At 62.2% G+C, this 17,670-nt stretch carries 14 protein-coding genes; 9 read left to right on the forward strand and 5 right to left on the reverse strand.

Translation table 11 applies throughout. The annotated features are described in order from the left end of the window. Window positions 1-46: 46 nt before the first annotated feature. From EYW45_RS07140 to EYW45_RS07160, 6 genes are all read left to right on the forward strand, one after another. Window positions 47-550 (forward strand): outer membrane lipoprotein, encoded by a 504-nt coding sequence (locus tag EYW45_RS07140; protein WP_161134708.1) that lies wholly within the window; start codon window positions 47-49, stop codon window positions 548-550. A gap of 247 nt (window positions 551-797) precedes the next feature. Then, entirely contained in the window at window positions 798-1,034 is a 237-nt protein-coding gene (locus tag EYW45_RS07145) for an acyl carrier protein (protein WP_161134709.1), read from the forward strand. Further along, window positions 1,015-2,202, forward strand: coding sequence for a D-alanyl-lipoteichoic acid biosynthesis protein DltD (locus EYW45_RS07150; protein ID WP_161134710.1), 1,188 nt, complete (start codon window positions 1,015-1,017; stop codon window positions 2,200-2,202). Before EYW45_RS07145 ends, EYW45_RS07150 begins: the two co-directional genes overlap by 20 nt. After that, window positions 2,199-2,324, forward strand: a complete 126-nt coding sequence (locus EYW45_RS24715) for a hypothetical protein (RefSeq protein WP_268894263.1) — start codon at window positions 2,199-2,201, stop codon at window positions 2,322-2,324. Before EYW45_RS07150 ends, EYW45_RS24715 begins: the two co-directional genes overlap by 4 nt. 5 nt (window positions 2,325-2,329) lie before the next feature. Continuing rightward, a complete protein-coding gene (locus tag EYW45_RS07155) occupies window positions 2,330-3,457 on the forward strand; it encodes an MBOAT family O-acyltransferase (protein WP_161134711.1) in 1,128 nt (375 codons plus the stop codon). Window positions 3,458-3,474: 17 nt separating this feature from the next. Further along, window positions 3,475-4,944 carry a D-alanine--poly(phosphoribitol) ligase gene (locus EYW45_RS07160; protein ID WP_161134712.1) on the forward strand — a complete coding sequence of 490 codons (1,470 nt, stop codon included), beginning with the start codon at window positions 3,475-3,477 and terminating at the stop codon, window positions 4,942-4,944. Window positions 4,945-5,237: 293 nt separating this feature from the next. Here EYW45_RS07160 and EYW45_RS07165 read toward each other — a convergent pair whose 3' ends face one another. The 5 genes from EYW45_RS07165 to EYW45_RS07185 form a co-directional block, all read right to left on the reverse strand. Further along, on the reverse strand, window positions 5,238-5,798 hold the full coding sequence (locus EYW45_RS07165; RefSeq protein WP_161134713.1) for a YggT family protein: 561 nt from the start codon (window positions 5,796-5,798) through the stop codon (window positions 5,238-5,240). 192 nt (window positions 5,799-5,990) lie between these two features. Next, window positions 5,991-6,572 carry a histone H1-like DNA-binding protein gene (locus tag EYW45_RS07170; RefSeq protein ID WP_161134714.1) on the reverse strand — a complete coding sequence of 194 codons (582 nt, stop codon included), beginning with the start codon at window positions 6,570-6,572 and terminating at the stop codon, window positions 5,991-5,993. A gap of 256 nt (window positions 6,573-6,828) precedes the next feature. Further along, window positions 6,829-8,022 (reverse strand): ribonucleotide-diphosphate reductase subunit beta, encoded by a 1,194-nt coding sequence (locus EYW45_RS07175; protein ID WP_161134715.1) that lies wholly within the window; start codon window positions 8,020-8,022, stop codon window positions 6,829-6,831. A gap of 21 nt (window positions 8,023-8,043) precedes the next feature. After that, window positions 8,044-10,959, reverse strand: coding sequence for a ribonucleoside-diphosphate reductase subunit alpha (locus EYW45_RS07180; RefSeq protein ID WP_161134716.1), 2,916 nt, complete (start codon window positions 10,957-10,959; stop codon window positions 8,044-8,046). Window positions 10,960-11,298: 339 nt separating this feature from the next. Next, window positions 11,299-14,928 (reverse strand): indolepyruvate ferredoxin oxidoreductase family protein, encoded by a 3,630-nt coding sequence (locus EYW45_RS07185; protein WP_161134717.1) that lies wholly within the window; start codon window positions 14,926-14,928, stop codon window positions 11,299-11,301. A 264-nt stretch (window positions 14,929-15,192) separates the two neighbouring features. Here EYW45_RS07185 and EYW45_RS07190 point away from each other — a divergent pair, with 264 nt between their 5' ends. The 3 genes from EYW45_RS07190 (at window position 15,193) to EYW45_RS07200 (ending at window position 17,578) form a co-directional block, all read left to right on the forward strand. Further along, window positions 15,193-15,645: an Lrp/AsnC family transcriptional regulator gene (locus EYW45_RS07190; protein ID WP_161134718.1), complete on the forward strand. Its 453-nt coding sequence runs from the start codon at window positions 15,193-15,195 to the stop codon at window positions 15,643-15,645. 230 nt (window positions 15,646-15,875) lie between these two features. Further along, complete coding sequence (locus EYW45_RS07195) at window positions 15,876-16,394, forward strand: hypothetical protein (protein ID WP_161134719.1); 519 nt, start codon at window positions 15,876-15,878, stop codon at window positions 16,392-16,394. Further along, window positions 16,391-17,578 carry an MFS transporter gene (locus tag EYW45_RS07200; RefSeq protein WP_161134720.1) on the forward strand — a complete coding sequence of 396 codons (1,188 nt, stop codon included), beginning with the start codon at window positions 16,391-16,393 and terminating at the stop codon, window positions 17,576-17,578. The genes EYW45_RS07195 and EYW45_RS07200 overlap by 4 nt, the downstream gene beginning before the upstream one ends. Window positions 17,579-17,670: the final 92 nt, after the last annotated feature.

Genomic DNA, 17,670 nt, shown 5'->3' on the forward strand with positions numbered 1-17,670 from the left:
CGGGTTATCATCTGTCGATGCTGTGCTGATCAGGAGAACAGACGTAATGAACACGACACCATTTTTCTCGACGGGAACGGCGCGGCGCGTTCGTGTCCTCGCGCTTGGCGCCATCGTCACTTCCGTGGCCTTGCTCGCCGGTTGCGCCAACAATAGCGCTTCGGGCTCGGTCTATAGCTATGGGCAGGCCCAGCGCGAGCAAATCGTGCGTGCCGGCACCATCACGGCCGTGCGTCCCATCGTGATTCAAGAAGACAAGACCTCGGGCGCTGGCGTATTGGCCGGTGGCGCACTGGGCGGTGTCGCAGGTAACGCCGTCGGTGGCGGCACGGGTCGCGCCATCGCAACCGTGGGTGGCGCTTTGCTTGGCGCACTCGCCGGCAATGCCGTCGAAAACCGGGTGGGCCGCACCTCCGGTCTGGAAGTGACGGTTCGCCTGGATAACGGCGAAACGCGTGTTGTGGCCCAGGAAGCGGATATCCCGCTGAGCGTGGGTCAACGCGTGCAAGTCATCAGTGGTGCCGGCCCCACGCGCGTCGCCCCGATGTAATACCGACGTCGTCGTGTCGGCCATTCGGCCGGTGCGATGGCTCATACCCTCGATGGGCATTGCCCGGAGGAGGGGATAAACCCGCAGTGTTGTGTGCATGCACAACCTGCGGGTTTTTGCATTTTCGTTAAGCGCGCTGTCAGTTGGCGGTCCTTAGAATCGCCCTGCAATCTCCTGTTGTGTATTGTTAACTCGAAATTTCGCTAGCGTGCATTCGCTACGACGGCATCCAGGGCGCAGCATCATCATGATCACTGAACAAGCCATGCACGATCGTCTTGCCGAGATCGTCGAATCCATCATTTTGAAGAAAGTCACGGCCGACACGCCCCTGATCGAGTCGGGCCTGGTCGATTCCCTGTCTGCCGTGGATATCACGCTGGCGGTTGAAAGTGCGTTCGGCTGTAGCATTCCCGCCCCGGAGATTGCCGAGCATTTGCAGTCGGTTCGCACGCTTGCCGACTATGTCGCTGCTCACGCATAACAGCCGGCTGCTGTCGCATATCGCGGCGGCCACCACGGCCGCCGTGCTGGCCTTGGGCCTTTACATTGCCGGCGACGATTTCCTGGATCGGCTGCCGTTGCCTGTGCAATTGCCGTCTGCCGCAACCAGCACGACCACGGACAATTACCTGCCCAATCTCGGACCCGACTGGGGCACGCAAAACGTCAATATCGGGCGTCTGGCCAATGCGCTCTCGGACGGCACGCTGACGGTGCTGGGCTCGTCGGAACTCTCCAGCCACGATCTGCGTTTCGTGCCGTACCGGTTCTTCCCGCAGGAATTGAAGATGCCCACGCTGGCCTATGGGCATGCGATGTTTCAGTCGTACGGCATCTTCAGCGTGCTCGAATCGATCTCGGACTCGCTCACGCCCAATACGCGTTTGGTCATCATGGTGTCGCCGGCCTGGTTTGCGTCGGGCGGACAGTTGCCGCGCAGTGCGTTTGCCGAACACATCAGCGGTCCGGTCTGGGATCGTCTGTGGGACAAGCCCGCCACCCGCGATCAGATGCAGTCCTGGATCAGCAACAACGCCAATTTCGGTCTGCTGTGGCTCATCGCCAATGGGCAGGCCTCGCAGCTGAAGGACAAGCTCGGGCTGTGGTGGCGCACCTACGGCGAGCGTCCGGCGGACCGCCCCCGCAGCAAGTTGAGCGTGCCGGCTCATCGCTACGTGACGTGGCCGTCGGCAGGCAAACTGTCGACGTCGGGCTGGGACGCCTTGACGCAGGAAGCCCGTGCGGCCGAGCGGGCGCTGGGCGGGCATAACCCCTACGACGTGCGGGACGATTACTACGAACAGTTCCTCAAGCCGCTTGCCGCACCGGCTCACAACGAGTTCGCGGACGTCAATCCGTTGACGCGCACCGAGTTGGGCGATCTGGCACGCGTGATGGCATTGCTGCAGCGGCACAAGGTGCGGGCGTATTTCGTGATGCAGCCCTTCAATCCCAAATTGATCCTGGACCACGATCGATTCGATCCGGCCGTGGCAGCCTTCAAGGGCATGTGCAGCCATTACGGCATGGGCTGCCTCGATATGTACAGCATGCCGTTCGAGCCCGGCGTGGTGCGCGACGATATGCATCTGGCCGAACTGGGTTGGGCGATCGCCAACCGTGCGATAGCGGAGTACTTCACGCGATGAAACGTTTCATGTGGCACCTTTGTTTATACGTCGGCCTGATTCTGGTGTTTATTCTGCAGGCGCAGCCCACCACAGGTAGCGGCGGACCGATCAAGGTCGAATTCCAGTACCAGCAGTTCTGATCGCCATGGAACTCTTCGGCAGTTTCGGCTTTTTCGGTAGCGCGATTGCGGGCGGCCTGGGGTTGCTCGCCTATCGTTTTTTCGCCGCGCCCCTGCGCTTGTCTTATCGGCGCGTGGTGGGTCTCGTCGTGGTGGCGGCATGGTTCGCGATTTTCTGGGAGCGGCCCTATCAGCCGTTGGGCTTGCTGGCGGTAACGAGCGGCGTATTGTGGCTCGTGCGCCGCAGCTACATTCCCACCTGGGCGGCCGTGGTGCTCACGCTGGCGCCGTTGCTCGTGGTGAAGACGGGCGTGTCGACCCTGCCGGCGATGCTGGGCCTGTCGTTCGCCACGTTCCGCGCCATCGATGTGCTGCTGTTCTCGCAGCGCAACGAGCGTATCGATCCGCTGGACTACTTCGCGTATCTCTTCTTTCCGCTGACTTTGCTGGCGGGGCCGATGTATCGGTGGAAGCATTTTCAGGCGGATCTCAAGCGCGGTTACGACGGGATATCGCTGAATAACTGGCTGACGGGCCTGGAGCTCGTGCTGGTCGGCGTGATCCAGAAGTTCGGTCTGGCCGAAGCGATCTGGCGATTCGGACTCAGTCAGGTCTCGGCGCAGGATTATTCGTTCACCGGCGTGGTGCTCAATGCGTCGCTCTACAGCTTTTATCTGTTCTTCGACTTCGCCGGTTATACGAGCATGGCGATCGGGGTAGGCATGTTCTTCGGGTTATCGCTGCCGGGTAACTTCAAGAATCCGCTGGCCACCCTCAATCCGCAGGATTTCTGGCGCCGCTGGCACATCAGTCTTTCCGAGTGGTTGCGCGACGTGGTCTTCATGCCGATTTACAAGGCGCTTTCGAAAACGGCATATTTCGGCCGTCACCGCCTGGCTGCGCAAAACATCGGTATCTTCGCGACCCTGCTGGCGATGGGCGTATGGAACGGGCTGTCGTGGCACTACATCGCGAGTGGCGTCATGTTCGGCGCCTATTCGGTGGGCCATAACCTGCTCGTGAATGCTGCCCGCACCCGGCCCGCGTGGCAGGCCACGTTTGCCCAACCCGCCGTCAAGTTCGGCGGGCGCGTATTGACCCTTGTGCTCGTGGCGCTGGCGCTTTACGTGTTCAGCGGCCGCAGTCCGATTTGATTTCTTGAAGCGCGCTTATGCATGTCGATCTGTCTTCAGCTTGCTTCACCGATCTGGCGCATCGCCCCGACGCGCCGGCTGTGATCGGCGCGGACCGTACGCTCACCTGGCAGCAGTTGCACGACGAAGCGCAGGCATGGGCCGCACAGGCCCGCGCGGCCGGGCTTGTGGCCGACGTGCCGGTTGCGATCTATGGGCACAAGGAGGCCGCATTTTTCGTGGCCATGGTGGGGTGCCTTCTGGCGGGCCTGCCGTTCGTGCCAATCGATACGCTCTATCCCCGCGAGCGCATGCTGCGCGTGGTCGACATTGCGCGTGCAGGCGCGGTCTATGATGCAGCGGCCGGCGACTTCCTGCCGGGTGCGCCAGGCGGGGGGACGCCGTTGGCCGAGAAGGATGTGGCCTATGTGATGTTCACCTCGGGCAGCACCGGCGACCCCAAGGGCGTGCAGATCGGCCGCGAGAGCGTGGTGCTGCTGGCCGAATGGATGCGTGGCTGCTTCGGCCTGGGCGATGCGCCGGTCTTCATGAACCAGGCGCCGTTCAGCTTCGACCTGTCGATGTATGAGGTGTTCGGCACCTTGGCGGGCGGCGGCGTGTGCGTGCTGAACGCGCGCGATCGGATCGCGAGTGGCGCGGCGTGGTTCGAGCGGTTGGCAGAGGCCGGCATTACGGTATGGGTGTCGACCCCGTCGTTTGCGCACCAGCAACTGCTGCATGCCGGTTTCTCACCCGAACATTTGCCAAGCCTCCAGGTCTTTCTCTTTTGCGGTGAGCCGCTGCCGGTGGCATTGGCCAGGAAGCTGCGCATGCGGTTTCCGTCGGCCCGTATCCTGAATACCTACGGCCCCACGGAAGCCACGGTGGCTACCACGTGGATCGAGATCGACGATGCGCTTCTGGCGGCACATCCGCAACTGCCGATCGGCTATGCCAAGCCCGACTCTGCAGTATGGGTGGAGGGCGACGAACTGTGCATCGCGGGCGAGCACGTGATGCGGGGTTACTTGAATCGGCCTGACCTGAATGCCACCAAGCTATTTACCGATACATCAGGCCGGCGCGCCTTTCGCACGGGAGACGTTGGCGAGCAGCGTGAGGATGGACTGCTGTTTTGCCGCGGCCGGCGCGACGATCAAATCAAGCTCAATGGCTATCGCATCGAGCTCACCGAAGTGGACGCCGCACTCGATCATTTGACCGGCGTGCGTGCCGGCGCGTGCATCGTGCTGCGCCGTCCCGATGGGACTGCCGTACGGTTAATCGGGTTTGTGGAGCGTTCCGAAGGTGTGGACGGTGCCGATGATTCGGCGTTGCTCATCCAAGGCCCGGACGCCTTTGGTCGCTGGAAGCACGTGCTGGGAGAGCGGTTGCCGGGTTATATGGTGCCCACCGAGCTGATCGTGTGCAAGCATCTGCCGATGTCGCCCAATCACAAGATCGATCGCAAAACGCTGGCGCAATGGTATGCGGACATGCCGGCGTAGTGCGGCGCTGAGCACTGAGGTAAGTGGTGCGAATGATCGGTGCGCAACAGCGACACGGATAGACGGCACGGATAAACGGTACGCATAAACGGCACGCATAAACGGTACGGATAAGTGGTGCGTATAAGCGGTATCGATAAACGGTACCGATAAGCCGTACCGATAAGCCGTACCGGTGATCGACCATCCAAAACAAAACCCGCCGAGGCGGGTTTTTGTTTGTTGAGCGGTGGCTCGGCTGGCGAACTCATGCTTGCGGCTTGACGCCACATGCCATACATCAAACGGCGAAATTACAGCCCGAACAGCCGGAAGCTTGCGCGCGTGATGATCATCAGCAGCACTTGCGCCAGGATCAGCAACACGAGCGGTGAGAAATCGATCGTGGTGCGGGGCAGAATGCGGCGGATCGGGTCGAGCAGCGGGGTGGTGAGGGTTTGCAGGAGCGGCATAAGCGGCGCTCCGGGATTGACCCATGACAGCACGGCCTGAATCAGCGTGAGCCACACAACCAGATTCAGGATCCATTTCACGACCGTAAGCAATGCTGCGCCCAAGGCCATCGGCAATGCCGAGACGGGGGGCAGCGTGCCGATCGCGGCCAGCCACATAAGGAAGAGGTACACCAGGGCTGCCAGCCAGGCGCCGACGAGGCACGCCCATTCGATTCGTCCGCGGCTGGGGATCACGCGGCGAAGAGGCCCGACGAGCCAATCCGTGCCGCGAAAGACGGCATGCGCCAACGGATTGAGCGGGGGAATACGCACGGCATGCATCCAGGCGCGGATAATGAGCGCAGCGCCAAAAAGCGTGAAGGCAATATCGAGCAAGAACCGGAGAATGTCGCCGATCATGGTGTCATCTGTCGCGTTGAGGTGGCGCTATTGTCGCACGCATACGTGAAGATCGGCGCCCACTCATACGAATGATAAACAGGCGAAAGGGCCGGCTGATCTCGGCGTGGAAATGAAAAAGCCACCTCGCGTCAAGCGAGATGGCCCGGTATCCGCGCGCGCGTTCAGCGGCGCGGATCAGGAACGGTCGTCTTAGGGACGGCCGCCCGTGGGGAAAGGCCACGATGCTGCCGGGTTCAGCGCGGTCTTCGTGCTGGAGGCGGCGCCGCTTGCGGAAGGCTGAGCCGGCTTCTTGGCGGCAGTCTTCTTGGCAGGGGCTTTCTTGGTGGCGGGCTTCTTGGTTGCAGCGGGCTTGGCGGCCGGCTTTGCTGCAGCCGTCTTCTTCACGGCCGGCGCCTTCTTGGCAACCGTTTTGGCCGTGGATTTCTTGGCCGGTGCCTTGGTGGCCGTGGTCTTCTTGGCGACGGCTTTCTTGGCTACAGCTTTTTTAGCAACTGCTTTCTTGGCAACGGCTTTCTTGGCCGGTGCCTTCTTGGCGGCGGCGACTTTCTTTACTGCCGTTTTCTTGGTTGCTGCTTTCTTGGCCGGAGCCTTCTTCGCTGCAACCTTCTTCACAGCGGCTTTCTTGGCCGGTGCTTTTTTGACGGCAGTGGTCTTCTTCACGGCGGCTTTGGTGGCCGTCGTTTTCTTTACTGCGGCTTTCGTCGCAGCGGGCTTCTTGGCGGCGGCTTTCTTGGCCGGTGCCTTCTTCGCAGCTTTTTTGGCTGTTGCCATGGTCTTGCTCCTTAGGTTCAGGGGTCCCAGAACTTAAACCCGCGCGCCTCAGGAGGAGTCGCTCGGGTTATTCATCGGCACATACCGACGGCATGACATGCATGCCGGAAAGTGGTGTGCGCTAATGAATACGGCACAGCCATTTGAACTGGCCCCCGCGGTTGACGCGGGCCATTTCAAATGGCGACGGTACGCGCACGGGATCACCCGCTTGCGTACCGCTTTATTCAACGTGTCCGAACACCCCGACCAGGGATCACTCCCAGTTCAGCGCGCCTCCGGTCTGATATTCGATCACGCGTGTTTCAAAAAAGTTGCGTTCCTTCTTCAGGTCGATCATTTCGGCCATCCACGGGAAGGGATTTTCTTCCTGCGCGTAGAGCGGCTCGATACCGATTTGCTGGCAACGACGGTTTGCAATGAAGCGAAGATACGACTTGAACATCGGTGCATTCAAACCCAAAACACCGCGCGGCATCGTGTCTTCGGCGTAAGCGTATTCCAGTTCGACCGCTTTGCGGAAGAGTTCGCGAATTTCTTCGCGGAATGCCGGCGTCCAGAGATGCGGATTTTCGAGCTTCACCGTATTGATCAGATCGATGCCGAAGTTGCAGTGCATGGATTCATCGCGAAGGATGTACATGTACTGCTCGGCGGCGCCGGTCATCTTGTTCTGACGGCCCAACGCCAGAATCTGGGTAAAGCCCACGTAAAAGAACAGTCCTTCCATCAGGCATGCGAAGACGATCAACGACTTCAACAGCGTCTGGTCCGCATCGGGCGTGCCCGTTTTGAAATGCGGATCGGCGATGGCGTCGATGAACGGAATCAGGAACTCGTCTTTCGCGCGAATCGAAGGCACTTCGTTGTACGCGTTGAAGATTTCCGCTTCGTCCAGATCCAGGCTTTCGACGATGTACTGATAAGCGTGCGTGTGAATCGCTTCTTCGAACGCCTGGCGCAGCAAGAACTGGCGCGCTTCAGGCGCGGTGATGTGGCGATAGGTGCCCAGCACGATGTTGTTGGCAGCCAGCGAATCGGCCGTCACGAAGAAACCCAGGTTGCGCTTGACGATGCGGCGCTCGTCGTCGGTCAGACCGTTGGGGTTCTTCCACAGTGCGATGTCGCGCGACATGTTCACTTCCTGCGGCATCCAGTGGTTGGCGCAGGTGGCGAGGTATTTTTCCCACGCCCACTTGTACTTGAACGGCACCAGTTGGTTGACGTCGGTCATGCCGTTGATGATGCGCTTGTCGGCCGCCTTGACGCGATGCGCCGTGGCGGCTTCGTCCACTTCCGGTTCGGCAGTGGCGGGGGCGGGCTGAGGCAGTGCCGCGTCGTTGAACGCGTTGCTTGCCGCGCGCACCGGCTCGGCCTGGGCAGGCCCGCGACCCGACGCGGGCGTCGGAGCGGGTTGCGTGGCGAGAGGTTCGTCGTCCCAATTAATCATGAATGCTTTCTCCAGCGTCGGTTATTGGCAGGCTTCGCACTCGTCAAACCCGGCGTCACCGGGTCGCATCGTGCAGGCCGCGCCGACGACTTCCGGTTCCGGCAAGTTGGGAGCGGCGGCAACAGCGGCAACACCGCTTTGCCCGCCCGACGATACGGCGTTCAGTTCGCCGCCACGACCCGTGGACTTCTCGGCGCTCGTTGCACCCATGGTGCGCAGATAGTAGGTGGTCTTCAGACCACGCAGCCAAGCCAGCTTGTAGGTGTCGTCGAGCTTCTTGCCCGACACGCCTGCCATGTAAATGTTGAGCGATTGCGCTTGGTCGATCCATTTCTGGCGACGCGAGGCGCATTCGACGAGCCAGTTCGGCTCAACTTCAAATGCGGTGGCATAAAGGCCACGCAATTCGGCCGGTACGCGATCGATGCGGGAAAGGCTCCCGTCGAAGTACTTGAGGTCGGCGACCATGACTTCGTCCCAGAGACCGAGCTTCTTGAGATCGCGAACGAGATACTCGTTAACGACCGTGAACTCGCCGGAGAGATTCGATTTGACGTACAAGTTTTGGAATGTCGGCTCGATGCACGCAGATACACCAATAATATTGGAAATCGTCGCCGTTGGGGCAATTGCGACGCAATTCGAATTCCGCATGCCGTTTTGTTTGATGCTGGCGCGCAACGCGGACCAATCGAGCGTGCTCGACGTATCCACTTCGACGTGACCGCCGCGCTCTTCGGCGAGCAGGGCGAGCGTGTCTTGCGGCAGGATGCCACGATCCCACAGCGAACCGGCAAACGATTCGTAGCGGCCGCGTTCGCCGGCCAGCTTGCTCGACGCCGAGTATGCGTAATAGCACACCGCTTCCATCGAGCGATCGGCGAATTCGATGGCGCCCTGCGAGGCGTACGGCAGACGCATCATGTGCAGGCAATCCTGGAAGCCCATGATGCCCATGCCCACCGGGCGGTGACGCTTGTTCGAGTTCGCCGCTTTGTCGACGGCGTAATAGTTGATGTCGATCACGTTGTCGAGCATGCGCATGGCGATGTTCACCGTGCGCTCGATCTTGGCGTGATCCAGCTCGAAGCCGCCGTTGGCCGACGGTTTCATGTGAGCGACCAGGTTGACCGAACCCAGGTTGCAGACCGCGATCTCCGACTCGTTCGTGTTCAGCGTGATCTCGGTGCACAGGTTCGAGCTGTGCACGACGCCCACGTGTTGCTGGGGCGAACGGATATTGCACGGGTCCTTGAACGTGATCCAGGGATGGCCGGTTTCGAACAGCATCGACAGCATCTTGCGCCACAACGTCATGGCGGGCATTTTCTTGAAGAGCGTCAGCTCGCCGGTGGCGACCTTGTTTTCGTAGCCCAGGTAAGCGGCCTCGAAGGCGCGGCCGACCTTGTCGTGCAGGTCCGGCGTGTCCGACGGCGAGAACAATGTCCATTCGCCGTTTTCCATCACACGCTTCATGAACAGATCGGGAATCCAGTTCGCCGTGTTCATGTCGTGCGTGCGGCGGCGCTCGTCGCCCGTGTTCTTGCGCAGTTCCAGGAATTCTTCGATATCCAGGTGCCACGTTTCGAGGTACGTGCACACGGCGCCCTTGCGCTTGCCGCCCTGGTTGACCGCGACGGCGGTGTCGTTGACGACCTTCAGGAACGGCACGACGCCCTGGCTTTCGCCGTTGGTGCCCTTGATGTGGCTGCGCAGCGCGCGTACGGGCGTCCAGTCGTTGCCCAGGCCGCCGGCGTACTTGGCCAGCAAGGCGTTTTCCTTGATCGCGTCGTAGATGCCTTCGAGGTTATCGGCCACGGTGGTCAGATAGCACGACGACAACTGCGAGTGCAGTGTGCCGGCGTTAAAGAGCGTGGGCGTGGAGCTCATGAAGTCGAACGAGGAAAGAATCTCGTAGAACTCGATGGCGCGCGCTTCGCGGTCTTTTTCGCCCAGCGCCAGGCCCATGGCCACGCGCATGAAGAACACCTGCGGCAATTCGATGCGGGTGTTGCGAATGTGCAGGAAATAGCGGTCATACAGCGTTTGCAGACCGAGGTAGCCGAATTGCAGATCGCGATCGGCATTCAGGGCCTTGCCCAGACGATCCAGATCGAACGTTGCAAGCTTGGCGTCGAGCAGGCCGTTGTCGATGCCGCGCTGGATGAACGTGGGGAAGTAGACGGCGTAGCGCTCGTTCATCGCGCCTTGGCGCACTTCTTCGCCCAGCACTTCCTTGCGGATCGTGTGCAGCAGCAGACGGGCCGTGACCTGGTTGTAGGCGGGATCTTTTTCGACCAGCGCGCGTGCCGACAGAATCGCCGACTTGAACACTTCGTCGACGGGGATGCCGTCGTACAGGTTCTTGATGGTTTCTTTAAGAATGGCTTCGGTGTCGATGAACTCGGTCAGGCCGAGTCCCGCGGCGTCGATGGTGTCGCGCAGCGACGCCAGATCCAGCGGGCGCTTCACGCCGTTATCCGTAATGTTCAGACCGAGTTCGTTCTTGGGGGCGGGGGCAGCCGTGCCGGCGGTCGCGGCGCGCTCTTGCGTGCGCTTCTCGCGGTACAGCACGTAGGCACGCGCCACGTCATGTTCGCCCGAGCGCATCAGCGCCAGTTCGACCTGATCCTGGACGTCTTCGATATGGAACGTGCCGCCGCTGGGGCGGTTGCGCACGAGGGCAGACACCGACTGGCGGGTGAGCTCTTCGACGAGCTGGCGCACGCGGGCGGAGGCGGCGCCCTGGCCGCCGTTGACCGCCAGGAAGGCCTTGGTCAATGCGATCGCGATCTTGCTGGGCTCGAACGGTACGACGGAACCGTTGCGGCGAATGATGTTAAAGCTGCCCCATTGCCCGGCGGGCGCCTGGGCGCCGTCTTTCGACTGCTGGGGAACGGCACCTTGCCGTGTCTCGGTAGAGGAGGTCGTCTGCATGGAAGCTCCTAGTGTGCGTGGAATGCGTGATGAAGGAATCGGCCCATCGAAGGCCAATTCCGAAGTAAGTGGGGTGATGCTGGAAATCGTGAGACGGGTGAGTCAACTACGACTGCGGCGCGCTAGAAGGATTAGACTTTTTCCCTCTCCAGCCACTAGATGTGGTGTGTGCCCGTGGCGTCGGCACCAATTCTAGTGACCTTGGCCGTTCGGATCAAGTCTAAAGTTTACTTGACGAACCCGACGAAAAATGCAAATTCGAACCTGCCTTGGAAAAAACAAAATCGCCCGGCGCGCAGAGCCTGCACGGCGGGCGAAGTGACTACTTAGAATGCCGTTTCAAGCGGTTTTTCGTAGATCTTCGACCGGAGAATGAGGCATATCGTAGGCCTGCAGTGCGCGACTCAAGTCTTCATGAAATTTAAGAATGTTCTTATCTTTCACGTGACCGTAGCCTCGCACTTTTTCTGCCAGGCTGGCGATACGCACCGCCTCGCCCAGGCGGGCGGCGTCCAACCTGCCGCAGAGCGTGTCGATGGCCGCGACATAGGTCTGGATCATCGCGCGTTCCGTGCGGCGGTCGGCAGTGTAGCCGAATGGGTCGAGCCATGTGCCGCGCACCCGTTTGAACCGCGCCAGCAGTCGCAGGGCCGGCATCATGCGCGGACCGAATGTCATCTTGCGCGGTACCCCGGTGCGAGGATCCTTGCGGGCCAGGAGCGGCGGCGCCATATGAAAGCGCAGGCTGTAGTCGCCTTCGAATTGCGCGCCGAGTTGCGCTTCGAAGGCGCCGTCCGTAAAGAGGCGAGCGACCTCGTACTCATCCTTGTAGGCCATCAGCCGATAGAGCTCGCGCGCCACGACCGGCGCCAGACGCAATGCGCCATCCGGATGCACGGCGCGTTCGCGTTCGGCTACGCCACGCACGATCGCTTCGTATCGGCGAGCATAGGCGGCGTCCTGGTAGCGGGTGAGATCGGCAATGCCGCGAGCCAGACGCTTATCGAACGATTCCGGAATCGTCAGTTGCACCACTTGGGCGGCGGGGCGCAACGCAGCAGCGAGCGCCTCCGGCTGCTGTGCCGCCAGCCGGCCGTAGTCGAAAGCTTCGGTGTTCTTTTGCACCGCCACGTTGTTGAGTTCGATGGCGCGCTTGAGCGCGGCATGCGACACCGGCACCCAGCCCCGCTGCCAGGCGTAGCCGAGCAGGAAGATGTTCGAGAGAATGCTGTCGCCGAACAGCGCAACCGCGATCTGATGGGCATCGAGCGATTCGGCGTGCGCCTCGCCGACGGCATGGCGGATCTTGGCCAGCAGCGACTCGGGGCGAAAGGCCGCATCCGGATTACGCGTGAATTCGGAGAGCGGTGCCACATATGTATTGGCGATCACATGCGTGTGACCGTGGCGCAGCGCGCCCAGCGATTCGGGCGATACCGCGGCCACCGGGTCGCACATGATGGCGGTATCGGCTTGCTGCCAGTCGATGCGCACGGGGCCGGGGGCCGCCTGAGCCGTACCGATGCGGATATGGCTGATCACCGTGCCGCCCTTCTGCGCCAGGCCGGTGAGATCCAGCACCGAGGTGCTGCGGCCTTCCAGGTGCGCGGCCATCGACACGAGTGCGCCGATCGTGATCACGCCGGTGCCGCCCATGCCGGCCACGAGCAGGCTGTATACGCCGTCTTGTGACGCGGGCGCGGGCAGGGGCAGGGTGGCGATCGCGTCGGCCAGGCGCGTGCGCTCCGCCTGGGGGGCGGCGGTTTTGCGGGGCGCACCACCCATTACCGACACGAAACTCGGGCAGAAGCCGTCGACGCAGCTGTAGTCTTTATTGCAGCTCGATTGATCGATGGCGCGTTTGCGGCCATACGGTGTCTCGACCGGCACCACCGACAGGCAGTTCGACTGCACGCCGCAATCGCCGCAGCCTTCGCACACGGCGGTGTTGATCGCCAGTCGGCGGGCGGGATCGGGGTAAGCGTTCTTCTTGCGGCGGCGGCGTTTTTCGGCGGCGCAGGTTTGGTCGTGAATCAGGATCGTCACGCCTGCAATCTCGCGCAACTCGCGTTGCAGGCGATCGAGTTCGCGGCGGTGATGCACCACGACACCCGCACCCATGTCCACACCAGCGTATTTTTCGGGCTCGTCGGAAGTGACGACGACGCGCTTGACGCCCTCGCTGGACATTTGCCGGCTGATCTGCGGCACGGAGATGGGGCCGTCGACCGGTTGACCGCCCGTCATCGCGACTGCGTCATTGAACAGGATCTTGTAGGTGATGGTGGCATTGGCGGCAACGGCTTGGCGAATGGCCAGGTAACCCGAGTGGAAGTACGTGCCTTCGCCCATGTTCTGGAACACATGTGGCATGGTCGTATAGCGCGACAGGCCAACCCAATCGACGCCTTCCCCGCCCATTTGCGTGAGTCCGCCCGTGTCGCGGTCCATCCACGCGGCCATGTAATGGCACCCCACGCCGGACTGCGCCTGGCTGCCTTCCGGCACCTTGGTCGAGGTGTTGTGCGGACAGCCCGAACAGAAGTAGGGCTTGCGACGCATGCCATCCGCGTCGTTGTTGAGCGATTCCGGACAGGTGAATGCCGCGAGATGCGCCAGACGATCGGCGCCGCCATGGGCCGCGATCCAGCGCAGCAGGGGGGCGGCCAGCAACGACGGGCGCAACTGGCCGGCCGACGGAATGAGGCCTGCGCCATCCATGTCGCGCTTGCCGACCACGCTTGGGCGGGTGGCGCGGTTGAAAAGCATCTCCTTGACCTGCGTTTCGACGACGGCGCCTTTTTCCTCGACCACCATGATGTGGTCCAGGCCCTCGGCAAAGGCCAGCAGACGATCGCGATCCAGCGGCCAGGTCAGGCCGGGGCGGTAGATACGCAAGGCGTCGGTGCCCTCGGCATCGTCAAGCCCGGCGCGGGCCAGCAATTCCATGACGTCCAGATGCGCTTTGCCGACGGTGATCAGGCCCATGCGGGCGCCAGGTGCGGCGCGCACGACGGTATCGATGCTGTGCGTGCGCGCGAAATCTGCCACCGCCAACATGCGCCGATCGATGCGGGCCTCGATGGCCAGCGACAGGAAATCGCGGGCGCCATACTCGAGATCGTCGGCATCGGCCGCAGGCGGCATGGCGAACTGAGCCGGTGCCGAGACGTCGAACGCACGCCCACTTTCGATGGTTTCCGACAAGGCCTTGAAGGCGACCCATGCGCCGGCATAGCGCGACAACGCCCATCCATATAAGCCGTAGGTTTCATACTCGGCCACGGTCGACGGATTGAGGATCGGCATTTGCCAGCCGATCAGCGATGGTTCGCTTGCGTGCGGAATCGACGAGGACACGGCCGTGTGGTCGTCACCCACCACCACAAGCACGCCGCCGTGGCGCGAGGCACCTGCCGCATGGCCGTGATGCAACGCGTCGCCGGCGCGATCCACGCCCGGACCCTTGCCGTACCACATGCCGAAGACGCCATCGACCGTGCGATCCTGGCGCATGCCCGCCTGCTGCGTGCCCATGAGGGCCGTCGCGGCCATGTCTTCGTTGATGGCCGGTACGAACGTGATGTTTTCGGCGTCGAGCGCCTTCTTCGCGCGCCACAACGCCATATCGACACCACCCAGGGGCGAGCCGCGATAGCCGCTCACGAACCCGGCGGTGTTCAGGCCAGCCGCGCGATCGAGGCGATGTTGCGTGAGCAGCATGCGCACGAGGGCTTGCGTGCCGGTGAGGAAGATGCGGCCGCTGGTGCGCGACAGGTTGTCGCTCAGGGCGTAATCGGTGTCCAGCTCACTGGAAGCTTGCGCAGCGTCGTGTGGGGCATCTGCCGGCAGGGCGGCACCACGTGCTGCAGTGGCCGGAAATGCGGCAGTGGATGCTTCAGGTTCAAGTGCTGCATTGCCTGGCGCGGCAGGGTGCGAATCCAGATCGGTATGGCGGGTGCCGTCCATTGGGCATGTCTCCTCGTTTTAGCCATGATAGGCTTCTCGCACAAGGGTTTTATTGCGTAATCGACGCGTGAATTCCCTATGATTTGAAATGAATGTTTCGTTTGATGGCCATATAACGGCTGTTGGCCTCAAAATCCGATGTTCGGGTGTCGGGAGGCGTTTGAGCGTTGCTGAAACCTTCGGCGCACCGGCTGCTCGCATCGATCGACAAGGATTCGGTCGGGCGTGAGTGACGAACACGTTGGCCAATCAAAAGGAGGGGACATGGATAAGACGGATTTGGGGATCCTGCGTGCACTGCAGGAGGACGGCCGCGCTTCGGCGCAGCAGCTCTCGGAAAAAGTGGGTTTGTCGGCCGCGCCCGTGTGGCGGCGGGTCAAGGCACTCGAGGCGCAAGGCGTGATCGTGGGCTACGGTGCCCACGTCGACCGGTCGAAGACGGATTTGAAGGCGTGCATGTTTGCGCATGTGAGCCTCGAACGGCATTCCACCAGCGTGGTGGAGCACTTCGAACGATCGGTTCGCGACGCGCCGGAAATTCTCGAGTGCTATGCCGTCACGGGCGACTCGGATTTCCTGCTCAAGATTCTTGTGGAGAGCGCCGAAGACTACGATCGGTTTCTGCATCGGTTCCTGTTCAACCTGCCCGGGATTCGTCAAACGCGCACGATCGTGGCGCTGCGCGAGATCAAGCACGACGTGAAGCTGCCGCTGTAGAAGCCGGGGTGCGGAGCGCTTGAATGCATAACGCGTGCATGCCGAGCGCACATCGAGCGCAGATCGAGCGAGCATCGAGTCCACACCAAGGCACACCGAGTCCATACCAAGTGTTGCGCAATTGCACTAGCGCCAAACGCGATATTGCGTCTTCGCGGCAGGCTATTTAGAGTGCGTGAGTGGCCACGCGCCTTGCGGTGCCGCGTATTCAAAAGGTTTTGAACGTGTTGATGAGTCGTCCTCTTACGCATGCCGTCTTGGGCGCATGCGCCGCGTTGGCCCTTGCTGGCTGCGCTGTCAAGAAACCCGCCGCGCCGCCCGCCAGTGCCGCTTCCGGCGCTGCGTCGGCCAATGCCGCCGGCGTGATTGCATGCCAGGCGCAAGAGGCGTCGAGCCCCTTGGTTGGTACGTGGTATGCGGTGTCGACGCCGCGCGGGATGGCCGGTCAAATGCAGACCGTGACGGTGCTCAAGCCGGACGGCACCATGAGCTACGAATCGCAGCTCAAAGTGGGCAAGCGGGTTCGTCCGGCGCTGCGTGAAACGGGATGCTGGACCTACACGAACGGCATCTACACGATGCAGACGACGCGCTCCAACGGCGAACCGGTCGATATCGAAGATCCCATCTATCGCAATCGTTATCGCGTCGAGCGCGTCGATGCGCAACGCATGACGCTGCGCGAAGACATCAAGGGCGGGCAGTCGTCATCGGCCAAGAAGATGGCGCCGAACTACCGTCTGCCTTGAACCCCGCCGACGAACGGCGGGCGATCACGCTGCTGGCGCTGGCAGCGTTCGTCAGCTCCAGCGCGTTCCGGGTCTGCGATGCGATGCTGCCGCAGCTCGCCCTCGATTTCGGCACCACCACCGGCGGTGCCGCTTATGTGGTCACTGCCTTCGCGGTGGCCTACGGCTTCGTGCAGATCGTTTTCGGGCCTGTGGGCGATCGCTACGGCAAATACCGGGTGATTGCATTCGCCACGTTGGCGTGCGCGATCGGGAGCTCGGTCGCGGCGCTGGCCAGTTCGTTACCGGTATTGATCGCCGCGCGCGCGGTGTCCGGTGCGGCCGGCGCGGGCATCGTGCCGCTCTCGATGGCGTGGATCGGCGATAACGTGCCGTATGAGCGCCGGCAGGAAACGCTGGCGCGGTTTTTGACGGGCACCATTCTGGGCATGTCGACCGGCCAGGTGCTGGGCGGCGTGTTTGCCGACACGGTCGGCTGGCGCTGGGCTTTCGCCCTGCTGGTGGTGGGCTATCTCGTGGTGGGCGTGCTGCTGCAGCGCGAGTTGCGGCGCCAGCGCGAGACGCACGATGTGCCTACCGGCGGGCAGGCACGGCCCCGCTTCGTGGCGCAAGCGGCCGTCGTCTGGCGCACGCCGTGGGCGCGCGTGGTGTTGGCCACCGTGTTCATCGAAGGTCTGCTGGTGTTCGGTTCATTGGCCTTTGCGCCGGCATATCTTCACACCCGCTTCGGTTTGTCGCTCACCTTGGCAGGCGCCGTGGTCGCGGTGTATGCCGCCGGCGGCCTTGCCTACACCGTGGTCGCGCGCCGGGTGGTGGCGCGATTGGGCGAAAGCGGCATGGTCATGGCCGGTGGCTTTGTGCTGGGGCTGGCGTTCCTGCTGTATCTGATCGGGCCGATCTGGGCGGTAAGCCTGGCGGCAAGCGTGCTGGCCGGCTTCGGTTATTACCTGCTGCACGCCACCTTGCAAACCAATGCCACGCAAATGGTGCCGGAAGCGCGCGGCACGGCGGTGGCGTGGTTTGCCTCGTGTCTCTTCATGGGGCAGGCCGTAGGGGTGGCGATCGCCGGCATGCTGGTCGATGCGGCGGGGGCCGTTTGGATCTTCGGCAGTTCGGCCTTGCTGCTGCCGCTGCTGGGACTCGCGTTTGGCGCAGCATTGCGGCGTAAAGGACGTGCCGTGTAGCGCACGCGTCTTTACGCGGCGATTGTGAGCGCCAAAGTAAGCAACTGAGTAAGCACCTGAGTGAGCACCTGAGTGAGCACCTGAGTGAGCAC

Source organism: Schauerella aestuarii (assembly GCF_009866805.1).
In the GTDB taxonomy this organism is placed as follows: Bacteria; Pseudomonadota; Gammaproteobacteria; order Burkholderiales; family Burkholderiaceae_B; genus Schauerella; species Schauerella aestuarii.

Excerpts from the sequence above, each read along its gene's own strand:
- EYW45_RS07165 (WP_161134713.1), bottom strand. The coding sequence starts at position 5,798 with ATGATCGGCGACATTCTCCGGTTCTTGCTCGATATTGCCTTCACGCTT.
- EYW45_RS07170 (WP_161134714.1), bottom strand. The coding sequence starts at position 6,572 with ATGGCAACAGCCAAAAAAGCTGCGAAGAAGGCACCGGCCAAGAAAGCC.
- EYW45_RS07155 (WP_161134711.1), top strand. The coding sequence starts at position 2,330 with ATGGAACTCTTCGGCAGTTTCGGCTTTTTCGGTAGCGCGATTGCGGGC.
- EYW45_RS24715 (WP_268894263.1), top strand. The coding sequence starts at position 2,199 with ATGAAACGTTTCATGTGGCACCTTTGTTTATACGTCGGCCTGATTCTG.
- EYW45_RS07140 (WP_161134708.1), top strand. The coding sequence starts at position 47 with ATGAACACGACACCATTTTTCTCGACGGGAACGGCGCGGCGCGTTCGT.
- EYW45_RS07180 (WP_161134716.1), bottom strand. The coding sequence starts at position 10,959 with ATGCAGACGACCTCCTCTACCGAGACACGGCAAGGTGCCGTTCCCCAG.
- EYW45_RS07195 (WP_161134719.1), top strand. The coding sequence starts at position 15,876 with ATGAGTCGTCCTCTTACGCATGCCGTCTTGGGCGCATGCGCCGCGTTG.
- EYW45_RS07190 (WP_161134718.1), top strand. The coding sequence starts at position 15,193 with ATGGATAAGACGGATTTGGGGATCCTGCGTGCACTGCAGGAGGACGGC.
- EYW45_RS07175 (WP_161134715.1), bottom strand. The coding sequence starts at position 8,022 with ATGATTAATTGGGACGACGAACCTCTCGCCACGCAACCCGCTCCGACG.
- EYW45_RS07160 (WP_161134712.1), top strand. The coding sequence starts at position 3,475 with ATGCATGTCGATCTGTCTTCAGCTTGCTTCACCGATCTGGCGCATCGC.
- EYW45_RS07145 (WP_161134709.1), top strand. The coding sequence starts at position 798 with ATGATCACTGAACAAGCCATGCACGATCGTCTTGCCGAGATCGTCGAA.
- EYW45_RS07150 (WP_161134710.1), top strand. The coding sequence starts at position 1,015 with ATGTCGCTGCTCACGCATAACAGCCGGCTGCTGTCGCATATCGCGGCG.
- EYW45_RS07185 (WP_161134717.1), bottom strand. The coding sequence starts at position 14,928 with ATGGACGGCACCCGCCATACCGATCTGGATTCGCACCCTGCCGCGCCA.